We start from the raw sequence: 23,544 nt of genomic DNA on the forward strand, positions 1-23,544 counted from the left end.
GAACTACGTCATCGGAACACGGTGTGACCGATAAAGGAGACGAGGATGAAGCAGGCTTTCGACGGGCTGGCAGTAGTGGTGACGCGGTTGGCAGCGGCGGTTGGTGTTGCGGTTATGGCAGCCCCGGGCGCAGCGTTGGCGGCGTATCCCGACAAGCCGATCCGGCTGATCGTGCCGGCCGCCGCGGGTGGCACAACGGATATCGCATCGCGCCTGGTCGGCAAGCGCATGGGCGAGTTGCTTGGCCAGCCGGTGGTGGTGGAAAACCGCGCCGGCGGAGGCGGCATCATCGGCGCGCAGGCGCTCAGGCAGTCTGCCGCCGATGGCTATACCCTGATGATGGGAAATATCGGGCCCAATGCCATCAACTACAGCCTGTACCGGCAGTTGCCCTACCGCGCGGAGGACTTTGCGCCGATCACCATGGTGGTGTCGGTGCCCAATGTACTGGTGGTCAATGCCAGCGTGCCGGCTCGTACCGTGGCCGAACTGGTCGCGCTGGCCAAAGCGCAGCCCGGCAAGTATTCCTTTGCCTCCTCAGGCACCGGCCAGTCGGTCCATCTTTCCGGCGAGCTGTTCCGCAAGCGCACCGGCACCGACCTCATCCATGTTCCCTACAAGGGCGCGGCACCGGCCGTGGCCGACCTGTTGGCCGGGCAGGTCACCATGATGGTGGACAACCTTCCCAGTTCGCTGCCGCATATCCGGTCCGGCAAGCTGCGCGCGCTGGCTGTGACCAGCGCCAGCCGCGTGCCCGAGCTGCCTGACGTGCCCACGATGAAGGAGGCCGGCGTGGACGACTTCCAGGTGACCGCATGGTTCGGCCTGGTGGCACCGGCCGGCACGCCGCAGGAGATCATCGGCCGGTTGCAGAAGACCGTGGCCGGCATCCTGGACGAGCCCGAGGTCAAGGCAAGACTGGCGGAGCTGGGCGGCGTGCCCGGCGGCGATACGCCCGCTCACTTCGGCAACTTCATCAAGAGCGAGCGCGAGCGCTGGGCACGCGTGGTCAGGGACACCGGCATTCCGCAGCAATAAGCCAACAGGCCGGCCGGACCTGGCTGGCCGCCACGAGGCCATCAACATGATCGACAAGACTGTGGCATCACTGGAGCAAGCGGTGGCCGGCATCACTGACGGTGCCACCGTGCTGGTGAGCGGCTTCGGCGGCTCCGGCATTCCCGGAGCGTTGCTCGACGCGCTGCTCGCATGCGGTGCGCGCGATCTCACCATCGTCAACAACAATGCCGGCAACGGCGACACGGGCATTGCGGCGCTGATACGCGCCGGGGCGGTGCGCAAGGTGATCTGCTCCCATCCGCGTTCCAGTAATGCCGAAGCCTTTATCGAAGCCTATCGCGCCGGCAAGGTGGAGCTGGAATGCGTTCCGCAAGGCACGCTGGTGGAGCGCATGCGTGCCGCCGGCGCAGGGCTGGGGCCGTTCTTTACGCCGACCGCGTATGGCACGGCGCTGGCAGAGGGCAAGGAAACGCGCGAGATCGATGGCACGGGTTATGTGCTGGAGCAACCCTTGCGCGGCGATTTCGCGCTGGTCAAGGCGCATCGCGCGGATCGCTGGGGCAACCTGGTCTACCGCTATGCGGGCCGCAACTTCGGGCCGGTGATGTGCACCGCGGCGCGCCACACCATAGTCCAGGTCGATGAAATCGTGCCGCTGGGCACGCTGATGCCTGAACAAGTGATGACGCCTGGCATCTTCGTCCACGCCGTGGTGCAGACCGGAGAACGCCATGCCGCGTGAGATGCCGCTGTTCCAGCAACTGCCCCGGCTCAGCCGCCACGCCATGGCGCGCATTGTGGCCGCCGACATTCCGGACGGCAGCTACGTCAATCTCGGCATCGGCATGCCGACGCTGGTGTCGGACCAGCTGCCGCGGGACCGGGAGATCATCCTGCACAGCGAGAACGGCATCCTTGGCATGGGCCGGGTGATCCGCGACGGTGCGGCCGATCCCGACCTGATCAACGCCAGCAAGGAGCCGATCGCGTTGCTGGCGGGCGCTTCCATCTCCGACCATGCGATGTCCTTCGCCATGATGCGCGGCGGCCATCTCGACGTCACCGTGCTGGGCGGCTTCCAGGTCTCCGCCAGGGGCGACCTGGCCAACTGGTCAACCGGTGAGCCCGACGCGATCCCCGCCGTGGGCGGTGCCATGGACCTGGTGGCAGGAGCGGCCAGGCTCTTCGTGATGATGGAGCATGTCACCCGCGACGGCCAGCCCAAGATCGTGGAGTGCTGCAGTTATCCGCTTACCGGCCTCGGCGTGGTGGACCGCATCTACACGGACCTGGCTGTGATCGACGTGCAGCCCGGCGGCGGACTGCTGGTCACCGGCCTGGCCGAAGGCGTGTCCTTCGACGCGGTGGCGGCGCTGAGCGCGGCGCCGCTCATGTTGAGTGCGCAGTGCCGGGTGTTGCGCTAGTCCGCGCCAGGCCGATCTCGGCTTCCAGCATTTCGAGGTCCTGCGCCGATACCTGCAGCCCCTCGCTGCGCGCCCGTAGCGCCTGTGCCGCTTCGCGCTCGCCCGGCATCGCGATCGCATCGAAGCCGTCGGCGAGGGGCGAGGCCTTGGCGCGGCTGACCAGTTCGTCGGCGCGCGCGAAGTAGTCGCCAAGCGGCAGCCCCGCATCGGGCCTGAATGCGATAAACGCATGCCCGACGTCCTGCGGCTGGGTGAAGTCGCTGTTCTGGTTGCGCACCTGGCCGCCGAAGGCAGCACCGGACATCACGCCCGCCATCAGCTCCATCATCAGCCCGAGCCCCGATCCCTTGGGCCCCGCCATCGGCAGCACCACGCCATCGATGGCGGCGTTGGGATCTGTGGTGGCCTGCCCGGTGGCGTCGAGCGCCCAGTCCCCCGGGATGGTTTCGCCGCGGCGCGCGGCGCGGCGGATCTTGCCGAAGGCCACCACGGAAGTCGCCATATCCAGCACGATCGGCGTGCCGCGGGCCGGCGCGGCAAAGGCAAACGGGCTGGTGCCGAGGAACGGCGTGCGCCCGCCCCACACTGGCATCAGCGGCGGCGCGTTGGTCAGCACCAGCGCGCCGAGCCCCGCGTCTAGCAGCCTGCTGCAGGTATGTCGCCGCCATGCCGAAATGATTGCTGCGCGAGGCCAGCACCAGGCTGATGCCATGCCGGCGCGCGCGCGCGATCGCCTCATCCATCGCTTTACGGGCGACGATGTAGCCCATGCCATTGTCCCCATCGACATGCGCCGTCGCACCGTCGCCAGGTGTCACCGCCAATGTTGGCGTGGGGTTGACCAGGCCGAGACGCAGCCGCCTGGTATAGACCGGGATGCGCCCGATGCCGTGCGAGGCCACGCCGCGCGCGTCGGCGTCGACCAGGCAGCCGGCAACGTAGGCGGCATCGCCGGCGGGCAGGTAGGCCGCGAAGATGTCGGTCACGGCTTGCAGGAGTGAGGAATAGGGCGTCGGGCTAGTGTCCACGGTCATACCTGAAAAAAGGGGGAGTCGGGCAAGCGCGCGCATCAGCTCAGCTTGATCTGCGCCTCTCGGATCAGCGCGCCCCACTTGGCGTGTTCGGCGCGGATATGCGCGGCGAAGGCCGCTGGCGAGGTCGGCGTCGCGACGCTGCCTTCCTGCTTCAGGCGCTGCTGGACGTCAGGACGCGCCAGCACCTGCAGCGTGGTGGCGGACAGTTTCGCCGTGATGTCCGCCGGCAAGCCTGCCGGCGCGACCAGGCCCAGCCAGGTGGTGGCCTCGAAGCCGGCGAAGCCCTGTTCGGCGACAGTCGGTACCGACGGCAGCGCCGACAGCCGCTGCGCAGAGGTCACCGCCAGTGCACGGATACTGCCCGCGGCCAGCTGCGGCATCACCGAGACCGTATTGCCGAAGTAAGCCGGCACCTGTCCGCCCAGCAGGTCGTTCATGGCCGGGCCCGCGCCCTTGTACGGCACCTGCATGACCCGGACCCCCGCACGCCGCGCCAGCATTTCGCCGGCCAGGTGTCCGACCGTGCCGTTGCCGGCCTGTGCGATTCCCGTCTCGCCGCTGCGCGCCCTGGCTTGCCGCAGGAAGTCGGCGAGGGTGCGGAACGGCGAATCCTGACGCACGACCAGTACCACGGGCTGGGCCGCCACGCCGGCAATCGCCGTGAAATCCTTCAGCGGATCAAACGGCATCTTCGGATAGAGGCCCGGATTGATGGCGAGATTGGCGGCCTGGCCCATGCCGATGGTGTAGCCATCCGGCACGGCCTTCGCGACCATGTCCAGGCCGATATTGCCGCCGGCACCCGGCTTGTTGTCGACCACCAGGGTCCAGCGCGCCAGCGTGGTCAGCTTCTCCGCGATCAGGCGCGAGGTGGCATCGGTGCCGCCGCCCGGGGGAAATGGCACCACCAGCCGGATGGGCTTCTGCGGCCAGGGGCCTTGCGCGCGTGCCAGGCCGGAAGCGGCAAGCGCCGCCGCGGCGCCGCACTGGAGGAATTGGCGTCGTTGCATCGTGGTCTCCGTCATCGTTTTGGTTTCGCCGGGGAGGATGCCGCTCAAACCGGCAGGCCCTTGGCCCGCAGCGTGGCATCGAAGCGTTCCGGATCCGAGGTGCCGGCCGCATTGCCGGCGCGGATCTGCGCTTCCTTCTGCAGGTGGGCGCGGGTGCGCTCCAGCACGTCGGCCGCCTGCGCCGCCGGTATGGCGATCACGCCGTCGGCGTCGCCGACGATCAGGTCACCCGGCATCACCGCCATGCCGGCGCAGACCACCGGCACGTTGATCTCGCCGGGGCCGTCCTTGGTCGGGCCGCGATGGGTGTTGCCGCGCGCGAAGATGGGCATGCCGTCTTCGGCCCATTCCAGGACATCGCGAATGGCACCGTCGATCACCAGGCCGCCGAGGCGCCTGCTCACGCACGTGGTGCGCATCAGGCCGCCGACCAGCGCCTGGGCAAGATCGGCGCCGCCGTCGATGACCAGCACGTCGCCCTCGCGGACCATCATCAGGGCCTTGTGGATCATCAGGTTGTCGCCGGGGCGCACCCGAACGGTCACGGCGGGCCCGCACAGCACGGTTTCCGGCCGCCGGTGGTACGGGCGCAGTCCGATCGTGCCGACCTGGCGGCTCATGGCATCGCCGATCGCCGCCACGGGCAGCTCGCGGAACGCCGCCAGCAGCGCGGGGGCGAAGCCGTCGGCGCAGGGGTTGATCCGGTATCCCGCCGGCCAGGACAGGGCGGTGGCTTGCTCGGTGCTCATTGGGGTCTCCTTGGAAGGCATCGTGGATTGGGTAAGGGGAGGTGGCCGGCGCTGGTCAGGCGCTGCGCCGCAAGGCCGCCAGGACGCCGGGGTTGACGCACCACGCCGGCTCGGGCGGGGTCCCCTGCAGGTGGCCGAGCACATTGCGCACGGCCCCGCTGGCCATGGCGTCCAGTGCCGCGGGCGTGGAGCCGCCCACATGCGGGGTCAGCACGACGTTGTCGAGGGCCAGCAGCGGGCTGTCCGCGGGCAGCGGTTCGATGGCCATGGTGTCGAGCCCCGCGGCATGGAGCCGGCCGCTGCGCAGCGCGGCGACCAGCGCCGTTTCGTCGACGACCTCGCCGCGCGCGGTATTGACCAGGATCGCGCCCGGTTTCATCGCGGCCAGTTGCGCCGCGCCAATCAGGCCGCGCGTGTGCGCGGTCAGCGGGACATGCAGGCTGGCCACATCGCTGGCGGCAAGGAGGGCATCCAGGGAATCGCAGCAGTCGACATCGGCGGGGCGTGCCGCGGCCCCGGCCAGTGCGGGATCGAACGCCGCGACGCGCATGCCCAGCGCCAGGCACACGCGCGCGACGCGCTGCGCCACTTGGCCAAAGCCGACCAGGCCGATGGTGCGGCCCTGCAGTTCCACGCCGTCCTGCGCGCGTGACCAACGGCCCGCGCGCAGCTCGCGATCCATCCACGGCACGCGACGCGCCGCCGCGAACATCAGCGTCAGGGTCAGTTCCGCCACGGACTGCGCATTGGCGCCCGGCGTCACATAGACCGGAATGCCCCGTGCGGTGGCGGCGGCGACATCGATGTTGCTGACGCCGACGCCATGCTTGGAGATCACCTTCAGCGTCGGGCAGGCGTCGATGGCCGCGCCGGTCAGCGCGACCGTGCGCGAGATCACCGCGTCCACCGGCAACGCCCGGAGCAACGCATGCAGCGCTTGCGGGCTGTCGGCGTCGGGCAGGTAGTGGACGCTGGCATTGGCGGCTTCCAGCAGGCGGACGCCGGCGCCTGCCAGGCGCGGCGCGGTAACAAGGACGGTGTAGGGCATGACTCGGAGCGGTTAGGGGATGCAGCAATTCTTTCCCGCCGGTTCGATGCCGTCCAGCTTATAATTTTTTGGTTTTGATAAACGAAAGTAATCAGTCGTGCTGCGGCCGGCTGCATGCCACGGAGCGCTGCCATGGACCTGCGTGACCTCAAGTACTTCCTGGCCGTGGCCAACGCCGGCAACTTCCGCCGCGCCGCCGAGCTGGTGCACCGCAGCCAGCCGACGCTGACCAAGGCGGTCGACCGGCTCGAGTCCTCGCTCGGCGCGGCGCTGTTCGAGCGCGACGGCCGGGGCCAGAAACTGAGCGCGGCAGGGGTTGCGCTGCGCGCCCGCGCCGCCGGCCTGCTGCAGGAAGCCGACCTGGTCCGTGACGAGGTCGGCGCCATCGCGCGCGGCGTGGCGGGCACCGTCAGGCTGGGCAGCGGACCGCTCGGCGCCGAATACCTGCTGCCGCCCATCTGCAGGATGCTGCTGCGCGAAGCCCCCAACGTGGTGCTGCAACTGAGCATTCGCCACAACTACGAATTGCGTGACGACCTGCGTGAAGGACGCGTGGACGTGATCCTCGGCTTCGTGCCGGACCAGCAGGATGACGAATTCCATTGCGAGACGCTGCTGAAGGACACCGTCGTGGTCGCGGCGATCAAGGGGCACCCGATCTTCCGCGTGCGCAAGCCCGGGCTGGAGGCGCTGGCCGGCTATCGCTGGGCGCTGCCCAACCGCGCGGTGCCGAGCCGGAACTGGCTCGACCAGACCATGGAATCGCGCAACCTGCCGCGGCCGGTGGTGCAGATCGAGACCAACTCGATCCCGCTGATCCCGCGCGTGGTGGCCGATACCGAACTGCTGACCTTTGTCTCGCGGCGCACCTTGCGCGCGAGCGGTGACGATCTGGTGGAAGTGCCGCTGCCGGCGGCCACGCTGGTGCGCAACTTCGGCGTGACGTTCCGCAAGGGCGCGCCGCTTTCTCCGGTGGCGGACAGGCTGATCGGTTTGCTGCACGAATTCGGCAAGACGTTGTTCGAGCGGCTGGACTGAACTCCGTTCTGGGCTATCTGGTTCGATCCAGCTTCGGCATCCTGCTGTTGTTGCCTGACGGAGCGCAGGAAGAGAGGAGGGCGATCCACTGGATCGCCCTCTCTGCATTGCGCATCCCCGCAGTCATCCGCGCGGAGAAGCATCGGCTCGACGCGCATGGATTTTCACCGCGACCTGTTTCACCGCGTGGATGGAGCGCCCATATAAATCCGGGCCAGGCAAGGACGCCTATAGTGGAAGAGAGACACCGCCGCCCGCTGCCGACGTCATGCCATCCCGAAAGACAGCTTTCCGCGCCCTGGTGGCGATCTGCGTGATTGCCGGGTTGTTGTTCGCCCCACTCCCCTGGCAGCCTATGACAAGAATCCACAGCGAAGCCACGATCCGGCGGCCACCCGCGGAGGTATTCGCATATGTGTCGACCCCTGCCAACTGGCCGGCGTGGCATCCGTCATCGCTGGCGGTACACGGCGCCACCGATCATTCGCTGGACGTTGGAGAGCAGGTGACGGAAGACTTCAGGGTGGCGGGGCGCGAGGGAACCGTGGTCTGGAAGGTGGCGGAGCGCCGGGCTCCGACCTTCTGGCGCATCGACGGCACTATCGATGGCCGGAAAGCAGGGACGGTGACCTATACGCTGACATCGGCTGGCACCGGCACTCGGTTCGAGCGCGAGTTCACCTACCAGGCACCGACCTTGCTGTTCTCGTTGCTGAACTGGGCGGCGCTGCGCAAACAGGTCGATGCCGAGTCGGCGGAAGCCGTGCAGCGCCTGAAGGTCAAGCTCGATGGCGGCGCGCAGCTGGAGTAACTGCCGCTACGATATGGTGCGGCTTATGATTGCGTGCTTTCGATAAATGAAAGTAATCACACGCGCCGACGCCCGACTGCCTGCGCGTGACGCCTCCGCGTGTCCCGCCGGGCGCATGGGGTAATGCGATCCCGCGAGCGCCGTCCGGCTTGTACTTCGGCGTGGATGATGTAATACGTATCCAAGCCGTGACCTCGCGCAGAAAATCGGCCCGTGCCCGACGTGCAGCGAGCGGCCGCCAAACGACCCGGGCTATGCCCCGTCATCTCCTCGGGGGGGACTGATGGAACAATTGCTGGTTGACGCCGTAATCTTCCTCGCCGCGGCGCTGATCGCCGTGCCGCTGTCGGTGCGCTTCGGCTTTGGCTCCGTGCTGGGCTACCTGGTTGCCGGCGCAGTGATCGGCCCGTGGGGGCTGAGGCTGGTCACGGACGTCAACTCGATCATGGACGTGTCCGAGCTGGGCATCGTGCTGATGATGTTCATCATTGGCATTGAAATGGAATTCGAGAAGCTGTGGGCGATGCGCCGCTCCATCTTCTGCTATGGCGGCATCCAGGTCGCGCTGTGCGCGGCGCTGCTTGCAGTGATCTTCATTGTCTTTGGCGTGCAGTGGCGCGTCGGCGTGGCGGCCGGCTTCGCGCTGTCGCTGTCTTCCACGGCGATGGTCATCGCGATCCTGGAGCAGAACCGGCTGATGGACGCGCCCGTCGGGCGCTCCAGCTTTGGCATCCTGCTGTTCCAGGACATTGCCGCGATCCCGATGATTGCGCTGCTGCCGCTGCTAGCGCCGGTCGCGGCGGACGCCGGCATGTCGAGCGGCTGGGCTTCGGCGGCGAAGGCGCTGGCCATGATCGCGGCGGTGGTGGTGGTCGGGCGCTTTATGCTGAAGTATGTGCTGCGCATGATCCAGCGCAGCGGCACGCGCGAGATCTTTACCATCTTCGCGCTGCTCTGGGTCATTGGCATCGCGCTGCTGATGCATGTGGTCCACCTGTCGATGTCGCTTGGCGCATTCCTGGCCGGCCTGTTGCTGGCCGGTTCCGATTGCCGACACGAGATCGAATCGGACATGGCACCCTTCAAGGGCGTCCTGCTTGGCCTGTTCTTTATCGCGGTCGGCATGTCGATCGATTTCTCTGTGCTGGCCAGCAAGCCGCTGCTGGTGGCGGTGCTGGTGGTCGCACTGGTCGTTGGCAAGTTCCTGGCGCTGATGTACCTGGCGAACCAGATCGAATTGCCGCGCCAGCATCGCGTCTACTTTGCCATCCTGCTGTCGCAGGGCGGCGAGTTCGCCTTTGTCGTGATGGGCGCCGCGCAGGCGGCGAACCTGATCGATGCCGAGCAACTCTCCGTCGTCACGGTCGTGGTGGCGCTGTCGATGGCGACGACACCGCTGCTGTTGCTCGCCCACCGCAAGCTGCCGCGCAGCCACGCTGCACCGCGCCAGGCCGAAGCGGATGGCCCGTAACCTGTCGGACCTGCCTGCGCCGCAAGCCAACCGATCGCGCCACGGAGGTGCCATGCGATGACTGTCCTGAACTGGCTGCGCCGCCGCGGCAAGCATTCTGACGGCGCGCGCGATGCGGAGCGCGCCGCGCTGGCGGAGCGCGTGACCCGGCTCTGCCCGTACGTGCGACTGGTAGGCGGCTATCGCAAGCGGCTTGCGCCGGCGCTGGCTATCGCAGACCGGTACGTGCGCGATGTCGTGGCGGGCTTGCCGCCGGCTTCGGCGGCAAGCGAAGCCGCCTGGAACAGCGATCCGTATATCCATGCCTTCTTTGCGACGGCACAGGACGTCATGCCGGTGTTCAGCCGGTCGTCGGACCTGCGCGACTATTTCAGCGGCTCGGCGTCGGCCACCGAGGCCTATTGCGTGCTCGGGATGGAAAAGCAGGAACGCCACACGCTGGGCGTGGCGCTGGAAGGCGAGGTCATGCGCACGGAGGTGCCCCGGACCACGGTCAGCTTCACCGATCACCGGGTCAGGATCTGCGCGGCGACCGAAGCGGCGCTGCGCGAGGAGATCGCCAGCCGCATGCTGGACCAGTTCGCGCTGCAGGCACTGGCCGAGGTCGCCGGCGGCACTACCCGCCGCGACCGCATCGAGCGCGAGCAGGCGTTGCTGACCACGCGGCTGCACCTGCTGGAGAAGCAGGGCGTCGGCATGCGCAGCGTGCTTGGAGAAGGCGACGGCACGCAAGCGGACGAGTCAGAGCGGCTGCGCGAGCAGGTGGCACAGAACGAGGCCGCGCTCGCCGCCCTTGGCGGACCTGATGGACATGATGGACCTGAAGCACCTGGCGCACAGGATGGCCGGGCCGGCATGCCGGAGCGGCAACTGCAGGCGCTGGTCGACGTGCTGACGCATGCCGAAGCCAGCTTCACGGTAGAGCGGCAAGCGGTGCGGCTGAGCCCCATGAACATCGTGCTGGCACCGGGCAGTGCCGGGCCCGCCGCGGACCTGCAGTTGATGACTGCACGGGTTCCGGGGAATCCGCCGCTGGTCCGGACTTTTTCGCTGGTGTGCGTGGCCCGCGCCGGGATGCTGTCGCCGATGCAGCTGCTCGATGAGGCCGCGCGCATGCTGTAACGTTAAAATCAGCTCGACACTGATTTTACTCCAAAGGCTTAAGCGTGGCACTCCAGCAGGGATTCATCCTGACCCGGCATTGGCGCGATACCCCGGCCGGCACCGAGGTCGAGGTCTGGCTGGCCACCGACGACGGGCCGCGCCGGCTGCGCCTGCCGTATCAGCCGTCGGTTGCATTCATCCCCGAGGCACAACGCGAGCGTGCCGAGGCGCTGCTGCGCCGCGAGCGCGAGGCCGAGTTGCGCCCGCTGAAGCTGCAGGACTTTCGCGGCAGGCCGGTCATCGGCCTGTATTGCCAGCAGCATCGGCAGCTGATCCAGCTGGGCCGTTCGCTGCGAGATGCCGGCATCGACGTCTACGAAGCCGATATCCGCCCGCCCGAGCGCTACCTGATGGAGCGCTTCATCACGGCGCCGGTGTGGTTCGAAGGGGAACCGGACGGCGCGGGCGCCATGCGCAATGCCCAGCTGAAGCCCTCGGCGGATTACCGGCCGAGGCTGCGGCTGGTGTCGCTCGATATCGAAACCAACGCATTCGGCGAACTGTATTCGATCGCGCTCGAAGGCTGCGGCCAGCGCCAGGTCTATATGCTGGGCGCCGCGCCGCAGGAGCCGGCCGCCGACGATTTCTCGCTCGAATACTGCGCGACACGGCCGGAGCTGCTGGAGAAGCTGAACCAGTGGCTGGCCCGTCACGACCCCGACGCGATCATCGGCTGGAACCTGGTCCAGTTCGACCTGCGCGTGCTGGTCGAGCATGCGCGGCGCTTCCAGTTGCCGCTGCGCCTCGGCCGCGGCGGCGCGGAGCTGGAATGGCGCGAGCACAACGCGCAGCAGCACTATTTCGCCAGCGCGCCGGGCCGGCTGATCATCGATGGCATCGAGGCGCTGCGGTCGGCCACGTGGAGCTTCCCGTCGTTCAGCCTGGAATCGGTGGCGCAGACGCTGCTCGGCGAGGGCAAGGCGATCGACAATCCGTACGACCGCATGGATGCCATCGACCGCATGTTCGAGCAGGACAAGCCGGCGCTGGCGCGCTATAACCTGCGCGATTGCGAGCTGGTGACGCGCATCTTCGAGAAGACCGAGCTGCTGTCGTTCCTGCTGGAGCGCGCCACGGTCACGGGGCTGGCGGCGGACCGCAGTGGCGGGTCGGTGGCCGCCTTCACGCATCTCTACATGCCGCTGATGCACCGCCAGGGCTATGTCGCGCCCAACCTCGGCGAGCTGGCACCGGAGGCCAGCCCCGGCGGCTTCGTCATGGATTCGCGGCCGGGACTCTATGAATCGGTGCTGGTGCTGGACTACAAGAGCCTCTATCCGTCGATCATCCGCACCTTCCTGATCGATCCCATTGGCCTGGTCGAGGGACTGGCGCATCCGGACGATGCCGACTCGGTTCCCGGCTTTCGCGGCGCGCGCTTCTCGCGGACGAAGCATTGCCTGCCGGCGATCGTCGCGCGGGTCTGGCAGGGCCGCGAGGCGGCCAAGCGCGACCGCAACAAGCCGCTCGCGCAGGCGCTCAAGATCATCATGAATGCGTTCTACGGCGTACTGGGGTCAAGCGGATGCCGTTTCTTCGATCCGCGGCTGGCGTCGTCGATTACCATGCGCGGGCACGAGATCATGCGGCAGACGCGCGCGCTGGTCGAGGCGCGCGGCTACGAGGTGATCTATGGCGACACGGATTCCACCTTCGTCTGGCTGCGCCGCGCGCGCACCGAGGCCGATGCGCAGCAGATCGGCCGCAGCCTGGTGGCCTACGTCAACGACTGGTGGCGCGACCACCTGTGGCAGACCTACGGCCTGGAAAGCGCGCTTGAACTGCAATTCGAGACCCACTTCCGCCGCTTCCTGATGCCGACCATCCGCGGCACCGACCTCGGCAGCAAGAAGCGCTACGCCGGCCAGGTGGAGCGGACCGACGGCACGGTCGAGATGGTGTTCAAGGGGCTCGAGACGGTGCGCACCGACTGGTCGCCGCTCGCGCAGCAGTTCCAGCAGACGCTTTACGAGAAGGTCTTCAACCGCGAGCCGTACCAGGACTATGTGCGCGACATCGTGCGCCGCACGCTGGCGGGGGAGCTCGACGAGCAACTGGTCTATCGCAAGCGGCTGCGGCGCAAGCTGGAGGAATACCAGCGCAATGTGCCGCCGCACGTGCGCGCCGCCCGCATCGCCGATGACTACAACGAGCGCCACGGGCGCCCGCGCCAGTACCAGCAGGGCGGCTGGATCAGCTATGTGATGACCACGGCAGGGCCGGAGCCGCTGGAATGCCGGTCCGCGCCGATCGACTACGACCACTACGTCGGCAAGCAATTGCAGCCGATTGCCGATGCGATCCTGCCGTTCCTGGACGACGATTTCGAGCGGCTGCTGTCGGGGCAGATGACGTTGTTCGCGCAGTAGGACAGCGTTGCCGCCCCTGGCACGTCAGGCACCAGCCCTGTCGATCGCGGCCATCAGGTCGCCAGGATGGACCATCAGTTCGCGCACTTGCCACAGCGTGGGATATTGGTTCAGCACGCTGTGCCAGCGGGGCGATTCCAAAAGCTGGTGCCAGACCGGTTCAAGCGCGGCCGAATCCGCCGTTTGCGCGAGCGCCAGCCCGCTGGCGTATTCAAGGCTTGCCTGTGCCGACAGCAGCTGCATCCGGCTGGCGGCGCCGAGCAGGCGCGGACTGGCTTCGGCAGGCGCATCGCAGCAATACAGCACCATGCCGGCAAGGCCGGCCGCGTCGGCGTGCAGCGCGCTGAGCGAGGCGCCCTGGAGGCGTACCGTTCCTTGCTGCGTCTCGAACGCATAGACCGCATCCTTGTCGGCCTGTGCCAGCAGGCGCAAGCCGCGCAGCAGCTTGGGCAGGTCGGTGGTGGCGGCATCGACGGAGGCCTTCGCCTCCGCGAGCAGGCAGATCTCCCACGCGGGTGCTTCCTCGACCGGCAGCACTTGCCTGAGCAGCACCGCATCCCATTCGGTCTTGGCGCGTTCATGCGGGGCGGGGATCGAAGCCGGTACGCGCATGGAGGTCACGACGCGGTATGACGCCGGCGCTTGCCCGGCCTCGTTGAGCCGCCGCGCCAGTGCCGCCAGCGCCTGTGAGGCCTGCGCTTCGACGGCGGCGCCACGCTGCCGGGCGGCGACGCCTCGCGCACTGGCGCCGGCGCTGCCGGAACGGGGGCCATGCCGCTCCCACAGCATCCGGTACCGGCGCACCAGGTCATCGGACGCCAGCGCTTCAAGACGCTGCAGGCGCTTCAGCGCGGGACTGTCGAGCAGCCGGGCCAGGCCGGGGGCGCCGTTCGCGATCTCCGGCATATCGGGCAGGCCTTGCACGGCATCGCGCAGCGCGGACCACGACGACGCGGCGGCGCAGGCGTGGAGCCGGGCCAGTGCCTCGCGCCACGGACCTGGCACGAGGCGTTGCTGCCGGCCCGGATGGGCGATCGCATTGACGGCGGCCCAGATTTCGCGGCGGTCCTGGGCGGCGCCCGCCGACAGCGATGCGTACTCGCGCACGTGCGGCGCCCGGTGCCGCATGACCATGGCCTGGAACACCGGGTCGCCGCCATCCGCGCGCAACGCTTCGCGGATCAGGCTTGCGAGCGCCTCGATGAAGCGTTCCTGCAGGGCCGCGGCGGGAGTTTCGCCGCGTGCCAGGGCGGCGCGGGCCTGTTCGACTGCAAGCGCGAGCGTCGTGGCCGGGCTGGCTGACTGCGGTTCGGGAATGGCGGCGGCGCTTGCCGGCACGCGATAGCGGCGCGCGACGGTGCGAAGCGTTGCATCGAGTAAGGCAGGCGCGGACAACGGTGGCATGGCAAAGGACGGTACGGGGTCGGCACAGGGTTGGCGCAGTGGCGACGCACGCGGACCTGGTCAAGTCTCGGCAATCCGCAAGGGTTTGTCCATCGCAGAGACGGCTCACTGTATGCTAATTCCAAATTTCCGACATGCGGCGCGTTGCCGGAGATCCGGACGCGAGCGCCGCTGGCCGCATGGGCGTCGCGGCGTTTCCACAGCGCGGTCCGTGCGCTTCCTTAATCGGCTTGCGCCGTAATAGAATCGGGCCTTTACAAATACCGTGCGGGGTACCGACAGGCTTGACGCGTCCTGTCGCCAGGGTCCCGGCATGACAACGATTCCCGGCGACAGCGTGGCCGGGCAGGGCGGGTCGATTCACACCGTATGCACGCATTCACGTATGACGCCGTTCTGGCGAACGACGAAGCGGAATGGACCCGCGACGACGAGGCGGAGCGCGCGCTGCCATCCCCCGCCGGTCTGCACGGTTGGGGCTTGCTGGAAGCATCGGAAGGACTGGCCCTGCATGTCAGCGAGACCGGCCAGATCCTGCACGCTACCCGTGCGTCGGGCGCGCTGCTGGGCCTTCCGTACGCTTACCTGACCCGCGCGGCCATGCGCGACATTCTTCCCCAGGCAGAATACGAACGCACCGCTGCGCTGTGGCAGGGCTGCCTGCTCGATGGCCAGGCCCGGCGGACAACCGTACGGTTCACCGATGCCTCGGCCGGAAGCCGCTGGCTCGACATGCGGATCCGCCGCGACACCGGCGAGGCCGGGCAGGCCTCGCTGCTGCTGTTCGGGACCGATGTCACGGCGTGGATGCAGAAGCTGCAGCAGCTGACGGAGCAGTCGCAGATCGATCCGTTGACCGGGATCGGCAACCGCGACCTCATTCGCAGCCGGATTGAACAGTACCTGGCCGGGGAGCATCCGGCGGGACGCCGGCTTGCCGTCGCGCTGATGGACCTGGACGGATTCAAGAAGATCAACGATTCCCTCGGGCATGGCGCCGGCGATGCCTTGTTGAAGGAAATGGCGGCCCGGTTGCGAGGCGTGCTGCGCGGGACCGACACCGTGGCGCGGCTGGGCGGCGATGAGTTCGTATTGCTGCTCGAGAACATTGCCACCGACGAGGCCGCCGCCGACATCCTGGAACAGGTCATGCGGATATGCCGGCAGCCTTTCCAGCTGTCGGCGCGCCAGATCCGCGTCACCACCAGCATCGGGCTGGCCTTCGCCACCGGCTGCCAGGACTCCGATGCCGAGCTGCTGCGGCGCGCTGACCGGGCCATGTACGAGGCGAAGGCGCTCGGCGGCAACCGGTGTTTCCGCTATTCGCCGGAATTCGACGAGAAGCTCAACGAGCAGTTCCGCATCGAGCAGGACCTGTTCGAGGCCGTGCATAACGGCGAGTTGTCGCTGCAATACCAGCCCATCGTCAGCCTCGACGGCAGCAACCTGTGCGCGGTCGAGGCGCTGATGCGCTGGGACCGGGCCGGCCGCGCGGTGTCTCCCGAGGTCTTCGTGCCGGTCGCGGAAAACAACGGCCTGATCCATCATCTCGGTGCCTGGGCGCTGCGCTGCGCCTGCGCCCAGCTTGCCATGTGGGACGCAAAGGGTGCGCGTGTCGGCTACGTTTCGGTCAATGTGTCGCCGGTGCAGTTCAGCCATCCGGGCTTTGCCGACCAGGTGCGCAGCGCAATCCGCGATACCGGTGTCTGCGCCGGCCGGCTGGTGCTGGAAATCACCGAAGGGGCGCTGATGACCGATCCCGAAGCGGCGGGCGACGTGCTGACGGCGCTGCGGGCGCTGGGCATCCGCTTTGCCGTGGACGATTTCGGCACCGGCTACTCCAGCCTGTCGTACCTGCGCCGGTTTCCGCTGTCGGCGCTGAAGATCGACCGCAGCTTTGTCGCCGACATGGTCGACTCGCCGCACGCCCAGGCCATTGTCTATGCGGTGCTGTCGCTTGCGCGCGAGCTTGGCCTGGAAGCGATCGCCGAGGGCGTCGAGTCGGCGCGCCAGCGCGAACTGCTGGCCGCGCAGCGCTGCGAGATGGCGCAGGGCTGGCACTACGGGCGCGCCATGAGCCCTGCCGACCTCGAGGCCGCATTCGCGGCGGGCAAGTGGCGGCTGGTTGCCCCGACCCGTTGGCCGCGGTGAGGCATGGCCATGGATAAGCAGGTATTCCTCGATCAACTCTGGGCCAGGCTCTCCGAGCAGGGCGATTTTCCGACGCTGCAGTATTCGATCGATCACGTCTTCAGTTCGCTGAATGCGGACCTGAACGTCGGCGAGATGGCCAGCAGCATCCTGTCGGACTTCAGCCTGTCGCAGAAGGTCATCCGCCTGTCGAACTCCGCCATGTACCGGTCGTTCGGCGGCGAAGTCACCACCGTTTCGCGCGCAATCATGGTGCTGGGCGTGGATACGGTCATCCACCTGACGCTGGGCGTGCGCGTGCTCGATTTCTTCCAGACCGTGCCGGAGAACCGGCCACGGGCAGCGCAAGCGCTCAAGCATGCCATGGTCGCGGCGGAATTCACCCGGACCCTGGCAGAGTCACGGCGCATTCCCGACGGGGAAGAGGCCGTGGTCTGCACGCTGATGCACCACGTAAGCCGGCTGCTGCTGATCCTGTATGTGCCGGAAGCCTGGGACCGCATTGCCGCGATGTGCGCGGCCGGTGAGCAGGCCGGTGCACCGATCAGCGAGGACGAGGCCTGCCGCGAAGTCGTCGGGGTGACACTTGACGACATCGCCAGGGCGGCTGCCGTCAAATGGCGCCTGCCTCCGCTGATCGCCGGCGCCATGAGCGCGCGCCCGCTGCCGGACGGCGCCATGCCCGAGCAGCACGCCGACTGGCTGGGCGCAGTCGCGCGCTTGTCATCGCACGCCGCCGAGTCGATCCTCTCGGGCCAGGCCGATGCGCTGGCCGACGGTCCGCTGCAGGACGACAGCCCTCTGCTGGCCGAGGCGCAACGGCTGGGCCTGGAGCCGGCGCACCTCGGGCAGGCGCTGGTACAGGCCAGGGCGCTCACGACCTCGATGGCAGCCACCGACGCCGCCAGCCAGGCCGGGGATGACGCCGCCGACCAGGGCGGCAAGCCCGCCGACGCGCTGGCCAGGCTGCAGCGCGCCGTCGCGGAAGTCCGGCAGGAAGGCGGGGCGATGTCGATTGCCGAGCTGGCGCCATTCGCGCTGGAATCCGCGATGCGCGCGCTGAATTTCTCGCACTGCTTCCTGATGCTGCTCAATCCATCGGCCAGGCGCTTCGGTGCGCGGCTGGCCTTTGGCGAAGGCATGCGCGACAAGCTGGGCCAGCTGTCCTTCGAGGAAGGCTTCGTTCCGGACGTGTTCCACTTCGCCACGCTGGCGGACCGGCCTCTGCTGATCGAGGACACCTTTGACAGGGAGGCCGCGCACCGTGTGCCGCGCTGGTATCGCGAGGCCATGCCCGAGGCCCGCGCGCTGCTGCTGATCCCGGTGCGGGTGCGCAACCGCTGCGTGGCCCTGATTTGCGGCGACTGGGGCGGGACGCGCTTCACCGGTGCGCTGAGCGCGGAGGAGGCCGATGCGATCGTCGAGCTGGCAGCGGAGATTTCGGCCGCTTTCCTGCGATCTGCGCCGGCGCGATAGGCGGAAGGGGCTGGCGTCGCTGGCGCCCCCGCGCCCAGGCAGCCGGTGAATTCCAGGCCGCAATGAACGGCGCCGTGGTGCTGCGCTGGAACGGCGCCGTGGTGCTGCGCTGCACACATGGATTTGTGGCGCGCCAACGCACACAATGCCTGCATGAGAGCTTCCCTGCATCCTGCCCGCGCCGTCGCCATGGGGTTCCTGCTGGCCATCGTGGCGGGCACTGTGCTGCTGATGCTGCCCTGGTCGCGCGACGGGGGAGACAACGTACCGTGGCTGATCGCCTTCTTCACGGCGGTGTCCGCGGTGTGCGTGGCCGGACTGGTCGTGGTCGATACCGGCACGTACTGGTCCGGCTTTGGCCAGGCCGTCATCATGGTGCTGTTCCAGCTTGGCGGATTCGGCATGATGACGGCGTCGACGCTGCTGGGGCTGATGGTCAACCGCTCGCTGAGGCTGCGCACCAGGCTGCTGACCCAGGCCGAAACCCGCGCGATCGGGCTGGGCGATATCGTCGGCGTGGCCAGGCTGGTGCTGGTGGTGACGATCGGAATGGAACTGCTGCTGTCCGCCTGGCTGGCGTGGCGGCTGTATTCCGTCTATGGCGCGCCGTGGGGCGACGCCGCCTGGAACGGGCTGTTCCATGCCATTTCGTCCTACAACAATGCCGGCTTCTCGACACATGCCGACAGCCTGGTCCGCTATGCCGCCGACCAGTGGGTGCTGCTGCCAGTGATGGTGGCGGCGCTGGTCGGCGGCATCGGCTTCCCGGTGCTGCACGATCTGCGCAACAAGACCTTCCGCCCGCACCGCTGGTCACTGCACAGCAAGCTGACGCTGGCCACCACCGGCGTGCTGTTCCTGGTGGGGCTGGCCGGCGTGCTGATGTTCGAGTGGACCAATGCGCGCACGCTCGGCCCGATGGCCGCGGGGCAGAAACTGTTGTCGGCGGCCTTCGCCTCGGTCTCCGCGCGCACCGTCGGCTTCAACACCATCGACATCGGCGGCCTGACCCATGAAAGCATGGCGCTGCACTACTTCCTGATGTTCGTCGGCGGCGGCAGTGCCAGTACCGCGGGCGGGGTCAAGGTCGGCACCATCGCGATCCTGGCGCTGCTGGTGATTGCCGAGATCCGCGGGCGCGGCGACAGCGAAGCCTTCGGGCGCCGCGTCAGCAGTTCGGCGCAGCGGCAGGCGATCACGGTGCTGGTGCTGGGCAGCGCGCTGACGACGATCGGGACGCTGGCCATCCTGTTTGTCACGGAATTCCCGACCGACCAGGTCATCTTCGAGGTCATCGCGGCCTTCGGCTCGGCGGGCCTGTCGACCGGCATCACCGCCGACCTTCCGGCTTCCGCCCAGCTGATCCTGGCCGGGCTGATGTACGCCGGCCGGGTCGGCACCATCACGCTCGCGGTTTCCCTTGCCATGGGCGAGCGCCGTACGCCGTACCGTTACCCCGAGGAGCATCCAATTGTTGGCTAGATTGTTTTCCGAGCAGTTCGCCTTCTCGGCAGGCGACAGCGTGGCCGTGATCGGGTTAGGGCGCTTCGGCGGTTCCGTGGCGCAGTCGCTGATGCGGCTGGGCCATGACGTCATGGGGATCGACCGGGATCCCGACCTGGTGCAGCGCTGGTCCAATGTGCTGACCTGCGCGATCCAGGCTGACTCGACCGATGTCAACGTCATGCGCCAGCTCGGGGTGGCGGATTTCTCGCACGCCATCGTGGGCATCGGCACCGACATGTCGTCAAGCCTGATGACGCTGATGGCGCTGACCGAGCTGCAGATCAAGGACATCTGGGTCAAGGCGTTTACGGCCGAGCACGGGCAGATCGCCGAGCGCATCGGTGCGCACCACGTCGTCTATCCGGAAGCCGACATGGGCGCGCGGGTGGCGCACCTGATCACCGGCAGGATGATCGATTTCATCGAATTCGACGACGGCTTCGCGATCGCGCGGATCCACGCGCCGGCATGCACCCATAACAAGACCTTGCTGATGTCCCATGTCCGGGAGCAATTCGGCGTGACGGTGGTAGGCATCAAGCGCGGCAGCGCGGAGTTCGAGCACGCCACGGCGGCCACCATGGTCCTGCCCGGCGACCTGCTGGTGGTGTCGGGGCTGACCAGCAAGATCGAGCGATTTGCCGGCAGTTCGGAAAAGGGGTAGGGCAGGGGTAAGCGCCGCGGTTTGCCGTGTTGGAAGAAAGCGGTGCGTCAGGCGGCAGCCGGCTCTTCGACGGATAGCGCCGATTCGAGCCGATTGCCCCCAGCGATTTCGCGCGGCTCAGCCCGCGGTTTGCGGCGGCAAGCCCGTCGGCCAGCGCCGGCACTTCGTCGAACTGCGCGCACCCGGGGAGCCTACGGCGCGGGCGTCAAGCCTTGGGCGGGCGCCCCGTCTTCACGGCTTCGAGCTTCCTGATTGCCGCCAGCAGTTGCTTCGGCGACTTTTCGGCCAGCAACAACAACGCGGCACGAAGAATTTCGCTCTTCTTGATACGGACGCCGCTTTCCTGGCAGCGCCCTTTCAGTTCGGCGATCTTCTGGTAGTCCGACTTTGGCATCGTGAAGCTGTCGCGCACGACCTTTTCGCGCTTGGGCGCAGCCGCCTTCCTCGCCGGTTTCGCGTTCGAGCGCGAGTCAGCCTTTGTTGCCTTGGCCTTTTCAGCCTTTGCCGGCTTCGCGGCCTTCACGGCTTTTGCGGCTTTGGCGGGCTTCACAGCTTTTGCGGCCTTCACGGCTTTTGCTGCCTTCACGGCCTTCACGGCCTTCACTGCCTCTACTGCCTCCACGGGCTTCTCGGCCCTTGCAGCCTTCGCAGGCTTGGCAGCCTTCGTGGCTTTCACAGCCCGCGCGGCCTTTTCAACCTTGGTGGTCTTTGCAGCTTTCACGGGCTTCCTGGCCTTTGCGGTCTTCGCAGTCCCGGCAGCCTTCGTGGCCTTCACCGCCGTGGCCGCCTCTGCAGCCGTGGGAGCGTTCGCCACCTCGGTGCCATCGGTGCCCTCAGTGGCTTGCGGCGCGTTGGCCGCGGTGGCTTCCATGGCCTGCGGTTCGGTCGGTTCTTCCTTTCCAGCCTGCTTCGTCACGTCCGGTTCCTTCCCGGTGGGCTTGGCGCTGGTCGGGAAATAAAACACTTGCTCCGTGGGAGCCTTGATGATCGGCGAGTTCACTGTGGTCGTGGCATGAAATATCGGGAAAACAGTATATACCGTTTCAGAGTCAGTTCCTGATGGCGGGGCCCCCACATCAGGTGACGAAAGCCCTGCCTTTCCACCCGACATCGTCGTGTCCGCAAAAAATCAGTTGCGGACACGATGTGAATCCACTTTACTCAGTTGACTGTGTTTTGACATCAACGCTTTCACGTATCAACGGCATGAAACGCGAGGTCAATGCCATGTCGATACCGGCCTACTTCCTGCAGTACTACGTCAAAAGCCTGCACAGCCTCGAAGGTGCGCAGGAACACGTATGCCCGCACTGCCTCGCACGCCTCCAGGCAGGCGAGCGCGCCATCGATCAGGGCCTCGCGTTCGCGTACTTCTGCGAGCACGACGCCTCGCTGTACATCGCACGCGCGATGCCTGACTCGTGGATTGAATTGAGCGTGTCGGGCCCGCTGACGCCTCGCCTGGTCGGCAAGATCCTTGCGCAAGAGAATGCTGGCAGGTTCCGCATGGCGTATCAGACGGTGCAGTGACACGAGGGCGAACGCGCGGCAGCAAAGCTGGAGGGGGCTGTCCGACCAAGACGAGGAAGCGCTTCCTCACCTTGGGGTGAGCCCGGCCACACTTGTGCGGCATAACAGGCAAGTTCGGATTTCCATCCGGTCATTCCAAGGCGCTGCTGCTACACGGCTTATCGTTCCCACAAAAAGTTTCACTTCACTTCGCCCGTTCCGTCATAGAAGATTCCCCAGCATCTCCATCGCTGGCCTGAGTCCGCACGCGGCCAGCCGATTGTCCAGTCAACCGGGAGTACTCCATGGCACGCATACCGGCCCTGACCCTGCTCGTCATCGCGCTCGCGGCCTGCAGCAGCAGCCCGCCCGCGCCGCCAAAAACCGCCACGCCTGCGTCAGCGGCCGCATCCGCCGCGGCACCGGCCGGCACCGCGCAGGCACAGGCGCAACCCCAGCCGAACGCAGTCGACCCCGCGGCGATCCAGGCGCTCAACGACATGGGCAAGTACCTGCAGTCGCTGCGCCAGTTCGAGGTGTTTATCGACCTCTCGGGCGAACGGGTCCTGCAGGACGGCCAGAAGCTGCAGCACACCGCCACGGCGGACGTCGATGTGCAACGGCCGGACCGGCTGCGCGCGCTGATGCGCAGCGCGCGCTCGCAGCGCGACCTGATCTATGACGGCAAGCTGGTCACGCTGTACTCGCCGGCGCAGAAGTCGTACTCGCAGGCCAGCTTCAGCGACAACCTCGGGGTATTGGCGCAGCGGCTGCGCGAGCGCTTCGGCGTAGAGATTCCGTCGGCCGACCTGTTCCTGTGGGGCACGGCCGCGGCGCCGCTGGACAACATGGAATCGGCCATGAATGCCGGCCAGGACATCGTCGGCGGCGAGCTGTGCGACCACTATGCCTTCCGCCAGGGGCAGCTCGACTGGCAGATCTGGATCGCCGCCGGCAACCGTCCGCTGCCGCGCAAGCTCGTCATCACCAATCGGTCCGACGAGGCCAGGCCGCAGTCGGTCACGCTGTACAAGTGGAACCTGAATCCGAAGCTCGGCAATGCAGCGTTCGCCTTCACGCCGCCCAAGGACGCCAGGAAGGCGGAGTTCGTTCCACTGAAGGCCACCCGGTAACGGGGCCATGGACAAAAGGAGCATTGCCATGACCTACACATTCGCAAGGCCGCTCGCAGTGTGCACGGCCGCGCTCGTGCTGGTGGCGTCCGGCTGGACATCGGTGGCCGAGGCCGCCCGCGGCGACAGGGGGGGCGGGCATGCCGCTGCTGGGGGACATGCCGCAGGCGGGCAGCGCGCCGCTGCCGGCGGCGCCAATCGCGAAACGCGGCAGGTGAACAACCAGCGTGCCGACGTGCGCACCAACAACGTCCGCAACACCAGCGTCAACAACGTCAACGCCAACCGCAACGTCAACGTCAATACCAGCCGCAATGTCAACGTGAACGTCGAAAACGGCGGCTGCTGCGGCTGGGACAACGATTACCACCCGGTGGCGACGGCCGCGGCGGTGACGGCCACTGTCGCCGTGACGTCGGCGGTGGTGGGTTCCATGGTGCGCTCGGTGCCGCCCAGCTGCGTGCCGGTCAACTACGGCGGCATGGTCTACCAGCAGTGCGGCAGTACCTGGTACATGCCGCAGGGCGCGCAGTATGTCGTGGTCAATCCGCCATACTGATGGC

The 23,544-nt window shown here is 67.4% G+C and carries 21 protein-coding genes and 1 pseudogene; 15 read left to right on the forward strand and 7 right to left on the reverse strand.

Annotation, left to right across the window (positions count from 1 at the left end; genetic code table 11):
• The first annotated feature begins 114 nt into the window (after nucleotides 1-114).
• From VSR71_RS15330 to VSR71_RS15340, 3 genes are read left to right on the forward strand one after another with little or no spacing between them, the layout of a single operon-like run.
• Nucleotides 115-1,038 carry a tripartite tricarboxylate transporter substrate binding protein gene (locus VSR71_RS15330; RefSeq protein WP_342914856.1) on the forward strand — a complete coding sequence of 308 codons (924 nt, stop codon included), beginning with the start codon at nucleotides 115-117 and terminating at the stop codon, nucleotides 1,036-1,038.
• A gap of 46 nt (nucleotides 1,039-1,084) precedes the next feature.
• Nucleotides 1,085-1,762: a 3-oxoacid CoA-transferase subunit A gene (locus VSR71_RS15335; RefSeq protein ID WP_342914707.1), complete on the forward strand. Its 678-nt coding sequence runs from the start codon at nucleotides 1,085-1,087 to the stop codon at nucleotides 1,760-1,762.
• Nucleotides 1,752-2,444: a 3-oxoacid CoA-transferase subunit B gene (locus VSR71_RS15340; RefSeq protein ID WP_342914708.1), complete on the forward strand. Its 693-nt coding sequence runs from the start codon at nucleotides 1,752-1,754 to the stop codon at nucleotides 2,442-2,444. Before VSR71_RS15335 ends, VSR71_RS15340 begins: the two co-directional genes overlap by 11 nt.
• On the opposite strand, the gene VSR71_RS15345 is transcribed toward VSR71_RS15340, so the two are convergent.
• From VSR71_RS15345 to VSR71_RS15365, 5 genes and pseudogenes are all read right to left on the reverse strand, one after another.
• On the reverse strand, nucleotides 2,410-3,060 hold the full coding sequence (locus tag VSR71_RS15345) for an Ldh family oxidoreductase (RefSeq protein WP_428979409.1): 651 nt from the start codon (nucleotides 3,058-3,060) through the stop codon (nucleotides 2,410-2,412). The genes VSR71_RS15340 and VSR71_RS15345 overlap by 35 nt on opposite strands.
• A 73-nt stretch (nucleotides 3,061-3,133) precedes the next feature.
• Nucleotides 3,134-3,514 (reverse strand): annotated as a pseudogene (locus VSR71_RS35315) (Ldh family oxidoreductase); the annotation flags it as partial.
• The gene (locus tag VSR71_RS15355; RefSeq protein WP_342914710.1) at nucleotides 3,514-4,488 is read right to left on the reverse strand and encodes a tripartite tricarboxylate transporter substrate binding protein; all 975 of its coding nucleotides are present in this window, start codon (nucleotides 4,486-4,488) and stop codon (nucleotides 3,514-3,516) included. The gene VSR71_RS15355 and the pseudogene VSR71_RS35315, both read right to left, overlap by 1 nt.
• Before the next feature lie 44 nt (nucleotides 4,489-4,532).
• Entirely contained in the window at nucleotides 4,533-5,237 is a 705-nt protein-coding gene (locus VSR71_RS15360) for an RraA family protein (protein ID WP_342914711.1), read from the reverse strand.
• A 55-nt stretch (nucleotides 5,238-5,292) separates the two neighbouring features.
• A complete protein-coding gene (locus VSR71_RS15365) occupies nucleotides 5,293-6,285 on the reverse strand; it encodes a hydroxyacid dehydrogenase (protein ID WP_342914712.1) in 993 nt (330 codons plus the stop codon).
• Between the two features lie 132 nt (nucleotides 6,286-6,417).
• Here VSR71_RS15365 and VSR71_RS15370 point away from each other — a divergent pair, with 132 nt between their 5' ends.
• The 5 genes from VSR71_RS15370 (at nucleotide 6,418) to VSR71_RS15390 (ending at nucleotide 13,138) form a co-directional block, all read left to right on the forward strand.
• Nucleotides 6,418-7,323: a LysR family transcriptional regulator gene (locus VSR71_RS15370; protein WP_342914713.1), complete on the forward strand. Its 906-nt coding sequence runs from the start codon at nucleotides 6,418-6,420 to the stop codon at nucleotides 7,321-7,323.
• 355 nt (nucleotides 7,324-7,678) lie between these two features.
• Nucleotides 7,679-8,134: an SRPBCC family protein gene (locus tag VSR71_RS15375; RefSeq protein ID WP_342914714.1), complete on the forward strand. Its 456-nt coding sequence runs from the start codon at nucleotides 7,679-7,681 to the stop codon at nucleotides 8,132-8,134.
• Between the two features lie 283 nt (nucleotides 8,135-8,417).
• Nucleotides 8,418-9,605: a monovalent cation:proton antiporter-2 (CPA2) family protein gene (locus VSR71_RS15380; protein ID WP_342914715.1), complete on the forward strand. Its 1,188-nt coding sequence runs from the start codon at nucleotides 8,418-8,420 to the stop codon at nucleotides 9,603-9,605.
• A 57-nt stretch (nucleotides 9,606-9,662) separates the two neighbouring features.
• A complete protein-coding gene (locus tag VSR71_RS15385; RefSeq protein WP_342914716.1) occupies nucleotides 9,663-10,727 on the forward strand; it encodes a hypothetical protein in 1,065 nt (354 codons plus the stop codon).
• Nucleotides 10,728-10,771: 44 nt separating this feature from the next.
• The gene (locus VSR71_RS15390) at nucleotides 10,772-13,138 is read left to right on the forward strand and encodes a DNA polymerase II (RefSeq protein ID WP_342914717.1); all 2,367 of its coding nucleotides are present in this window, start codon (nucleotides 10,772-10,774) and stop codon (nucleotides 13,136-13,138) included.
• Nucleotides 13,139-13,162: 24 nt separating this feature from the next.
• Here VSR71_RS15390 and VSR71_RS15395 read toward each other — a convergent pair whose 3' ends face one another.
• Entirely contained in the window at nucleotides 13,163-14,542 is a 1,380-nt protein-coding gene (locus VSR71_RS15395) for a 3-deoxy-D-arabino-heptulosonate 7-phosphate synthase (protein ID WP_342914718.1), read from the reverse strand.
• Nucleotides 14,543-14,911: 369 nt separating this feature from the next.
• On the opposite strand from VSR71_RS15395, the gene VSR71_RS15400 reads away from it, so the two are divergent.
• From VSR71_RS15400 to VSR71_RS15415, 4 genes are all read left to right on the forward strand, one after another.
• Entirely contained in the window at nucleotides 14,912-16,693 is a 1,782-nt protein-coding gene (locus VSR71_RS15400) for a GGDEF domain-containing protein (RefSeq protein ID WP_342914719.1), read from the forward strand.
• Between the two features lie 9 nt (nucleotides 16,694-16,702).
• Nucleotides 16,703-18,169: an HDOD domain-containing protein gene (locus VSR71_RS15405; RefSeq protein ID WP_342914720.1), complete on the forward strand. Its 1,467-nt coding sequence runs from the start codon at nucleotides 16,703-16,705 to the stop codon at nucleotides 18,167-18,169.
• Between the two features lie 117 nt (nucleotides 18,170-18,286).
• Complete coding sequence (locus tag VSR71_RS15410) at nucleotides 18,287-19,651, forward strand: TrkH family potassium uptake protein (protein ID WP_342914721.1); 1,365 nt, start codon at nucleotides 18,287-18,289, stop codon at nucleotides 19,649-19,651.
• Nucleotides 19,641-20,339: a TrkA family potassium uptake protein gene (locus VSR71_RS15415; RefSeq protein WP_342914722.1), complete on the forward strand. Its 699-nt coding sequence runs from the start codon at nucleotides 19,641-19,643 to the stop codon at nucleotides 20,337-20,339. The genes VSR71_RS15410 and VSR71_RS15415 overlap by 11 nt, the downstream gene beginning before the upstream one ends.
• A gap of 205 nt (nucleotides 20,340-20,544) precedes the next feature.
• Here VSR71_RS15415 and VSR71_RS15420 read toward each other — a convergent pair whose 3' ends face one another.
• On the reverse strand, nucleotides 20,545-21,339 hold the full coding sequence (locus VSR71_RS15420; RefSeq protein WP_342914723.1) for a hypothetical protein: 795 nt from the start codon (nucleotides 21,337-21,339) through the stop codon (nucleotides 20,545-20,547).
• Between the two features lie 206 nt (nucleotides 21,340-21,545).
• On the opposite strand from VSR71_RS15420, the gene VSR71_RS15425 reads away from it, so the two are divergent.
• From VSR71_RS15425 to VSR71_RS15435, 3 genes are all read left to right on the forward strand, one after another.
• Complete coding sequence (locus VSR71_RS15425; RefSeq protein WP_342914724.1) at nucleotides 21,546-21,869, forward strand: hypothetical protein; 324 nt, start codon at nucleotides 21,546-21,548, stop codon at nucleotides 21,867-21,869.
• Between the two features lie 284 nt (nucleotides 21,870-22,153).
• Entirely contained in the window at nucleotides 22,154-22,981 is an 828-nt protein-coding gene (locus tag VSR71_RS15430) for a DUF2092 domain-containing protein (RefSeq protein WP_342914725.1), read from the forward strand.
• Between the two features lie 28 nt (nucleotides 22,982-23,009).
• A complete protein-coding gene (locus VSR71_RS15435) occupies nucleotides 23,010-23,540 on the forward strand; it encodes a hypothetical protein (RefSeq protein ID WP_342914726.1) in 531 nt (176 codons plus the stop codon).
• Nucleotides 23,541-23,544 lie beyond the last annotated feature (4 nt).

The sequence above is a fragment of the Cupriavidus oxalaticus genome (assembly GCF_038900635.1).
Taxonomy (GTDB): Bacteria; Pseudomonadota; Gammaproteobacteria; order Burkholderiales; family Burkholderiaceae; genus Cupriavidus; species Cupriavidus oxalaticus_B.

Coding starts and splice junctions, on each gene's coding strand:
- VSR71_RS15330 (WP_342914856.1), top strand. CDS start 115: ATGGCAGCCCCGGGCGCAGCGTTGGCGGCGTATCCCGACAAGCCGATC.
- VSR71_RS15335 (WP_342914707.1), top strand. CDS start 1,085: ATGATCGACAAGACTGTGGCATCACTGGAGCAAGCGGTGGCCGGCATC.
- VSR71_RS15340 (WP_342914708.1), top strand. CDS start 1,752: ATGCCGCGTGAGATGCCGCTGTTCCAGCAACTGCCCCGGCTCAGCCGC.
- VSR71_RS15355 (WP_342914710.1), bottom strand. CDS start 4,488: ATGCAACGACGCCAATTCCTCCAGTGCGGCGCCGCGGCGGCGCTTGCC.
- VSR71_RS15360 (WP_342914711.1), bottom strand. CDS start 5,237: ATGAGCACCGAGCAAGCCACCGCCCTGTCCTGGCCGGCGGGATACCGG.
- VSR71_RS15365 (WP_342914712.1), bottom strand. CDS start 6,285: ATGCCCTACACCGTCCTTGTTACCGCGCCGCGCCTGGCAGGCGCCGGC.
- VSR71_RS15370 (WP_342914713.1), top strand. CDS start 6,418: ATGGACCTGCGTGACCTCAAGTACTTCCTGGCCGTGGCCAACGCCGGC.
- VSR71_RS15375 (WP_342914714.1), top strand. CDS start 7,679: ATGACAAGAATCCACAGCGAAGCCACGATCCGGCGGCCACCCGCGGAG.
- VSR71_RS15380 (WP_342914715.1), top strand. CDS start 8,418: ATGGAACAATTGCTGGTTGACGCCGTAATCTTCCTCGCCGCGGCGCTG.
- VSR71_RS15385 (WP_342914716.1), top strand. CDS start 9,663: ATGACTGTCCTGAACTGGCTGCGCCGCCGCGGCAAGCATTCTGACGGC.
- VSR71_RS15395 (WP_342914718.1), bottom strand. CDS start 14,542: ATGCCACCGTTGTCCGCGCCTGCCTTACTCGATGCAACGCTTCGCACC.
- VSR71_RS15400 (WP_342914719.1), top strand. CDS start 14,912: ATGCACGCATTCACGTATGACGCCGTTCTGGCGAACGACGAAGCGGAA.
- VSR71_RS15405 (WP_342914720.1), top strand. CDS start 16,703: ATGGATAAGCAGGTATTCCTCGATCAACTCTGGGCCAGGCTCTCCGAG.
- VSR71_RS15410 (WP_342914721.1), top strand. CDS start 18,287: ATGGATTTGTGGCGCGCCAACGCACACAATGCCTGCATGAGAGCTTCC.
- VSR71_RS15425 (WP_342914724.1), top strand. CDS start 21,546: ATGAAACGCGAGGTCAATGCCATGTCGATACCGGCCTACTTCCTGCAG.
- VSR71_RS15430 (WP_342914725.1), top strand. CDS start 22,154: ATGGCACGCATACCGGCCCTGACCCTGCTCGTCATCGCGCTCGCGGCC.
- VSR71_RS15435 (WP_342914726.1), top strand. CDS start 23,010: ATGACCTACACATTCGCAAGGCCGCTCGCAGTGTGCACGGCCGCGCTC.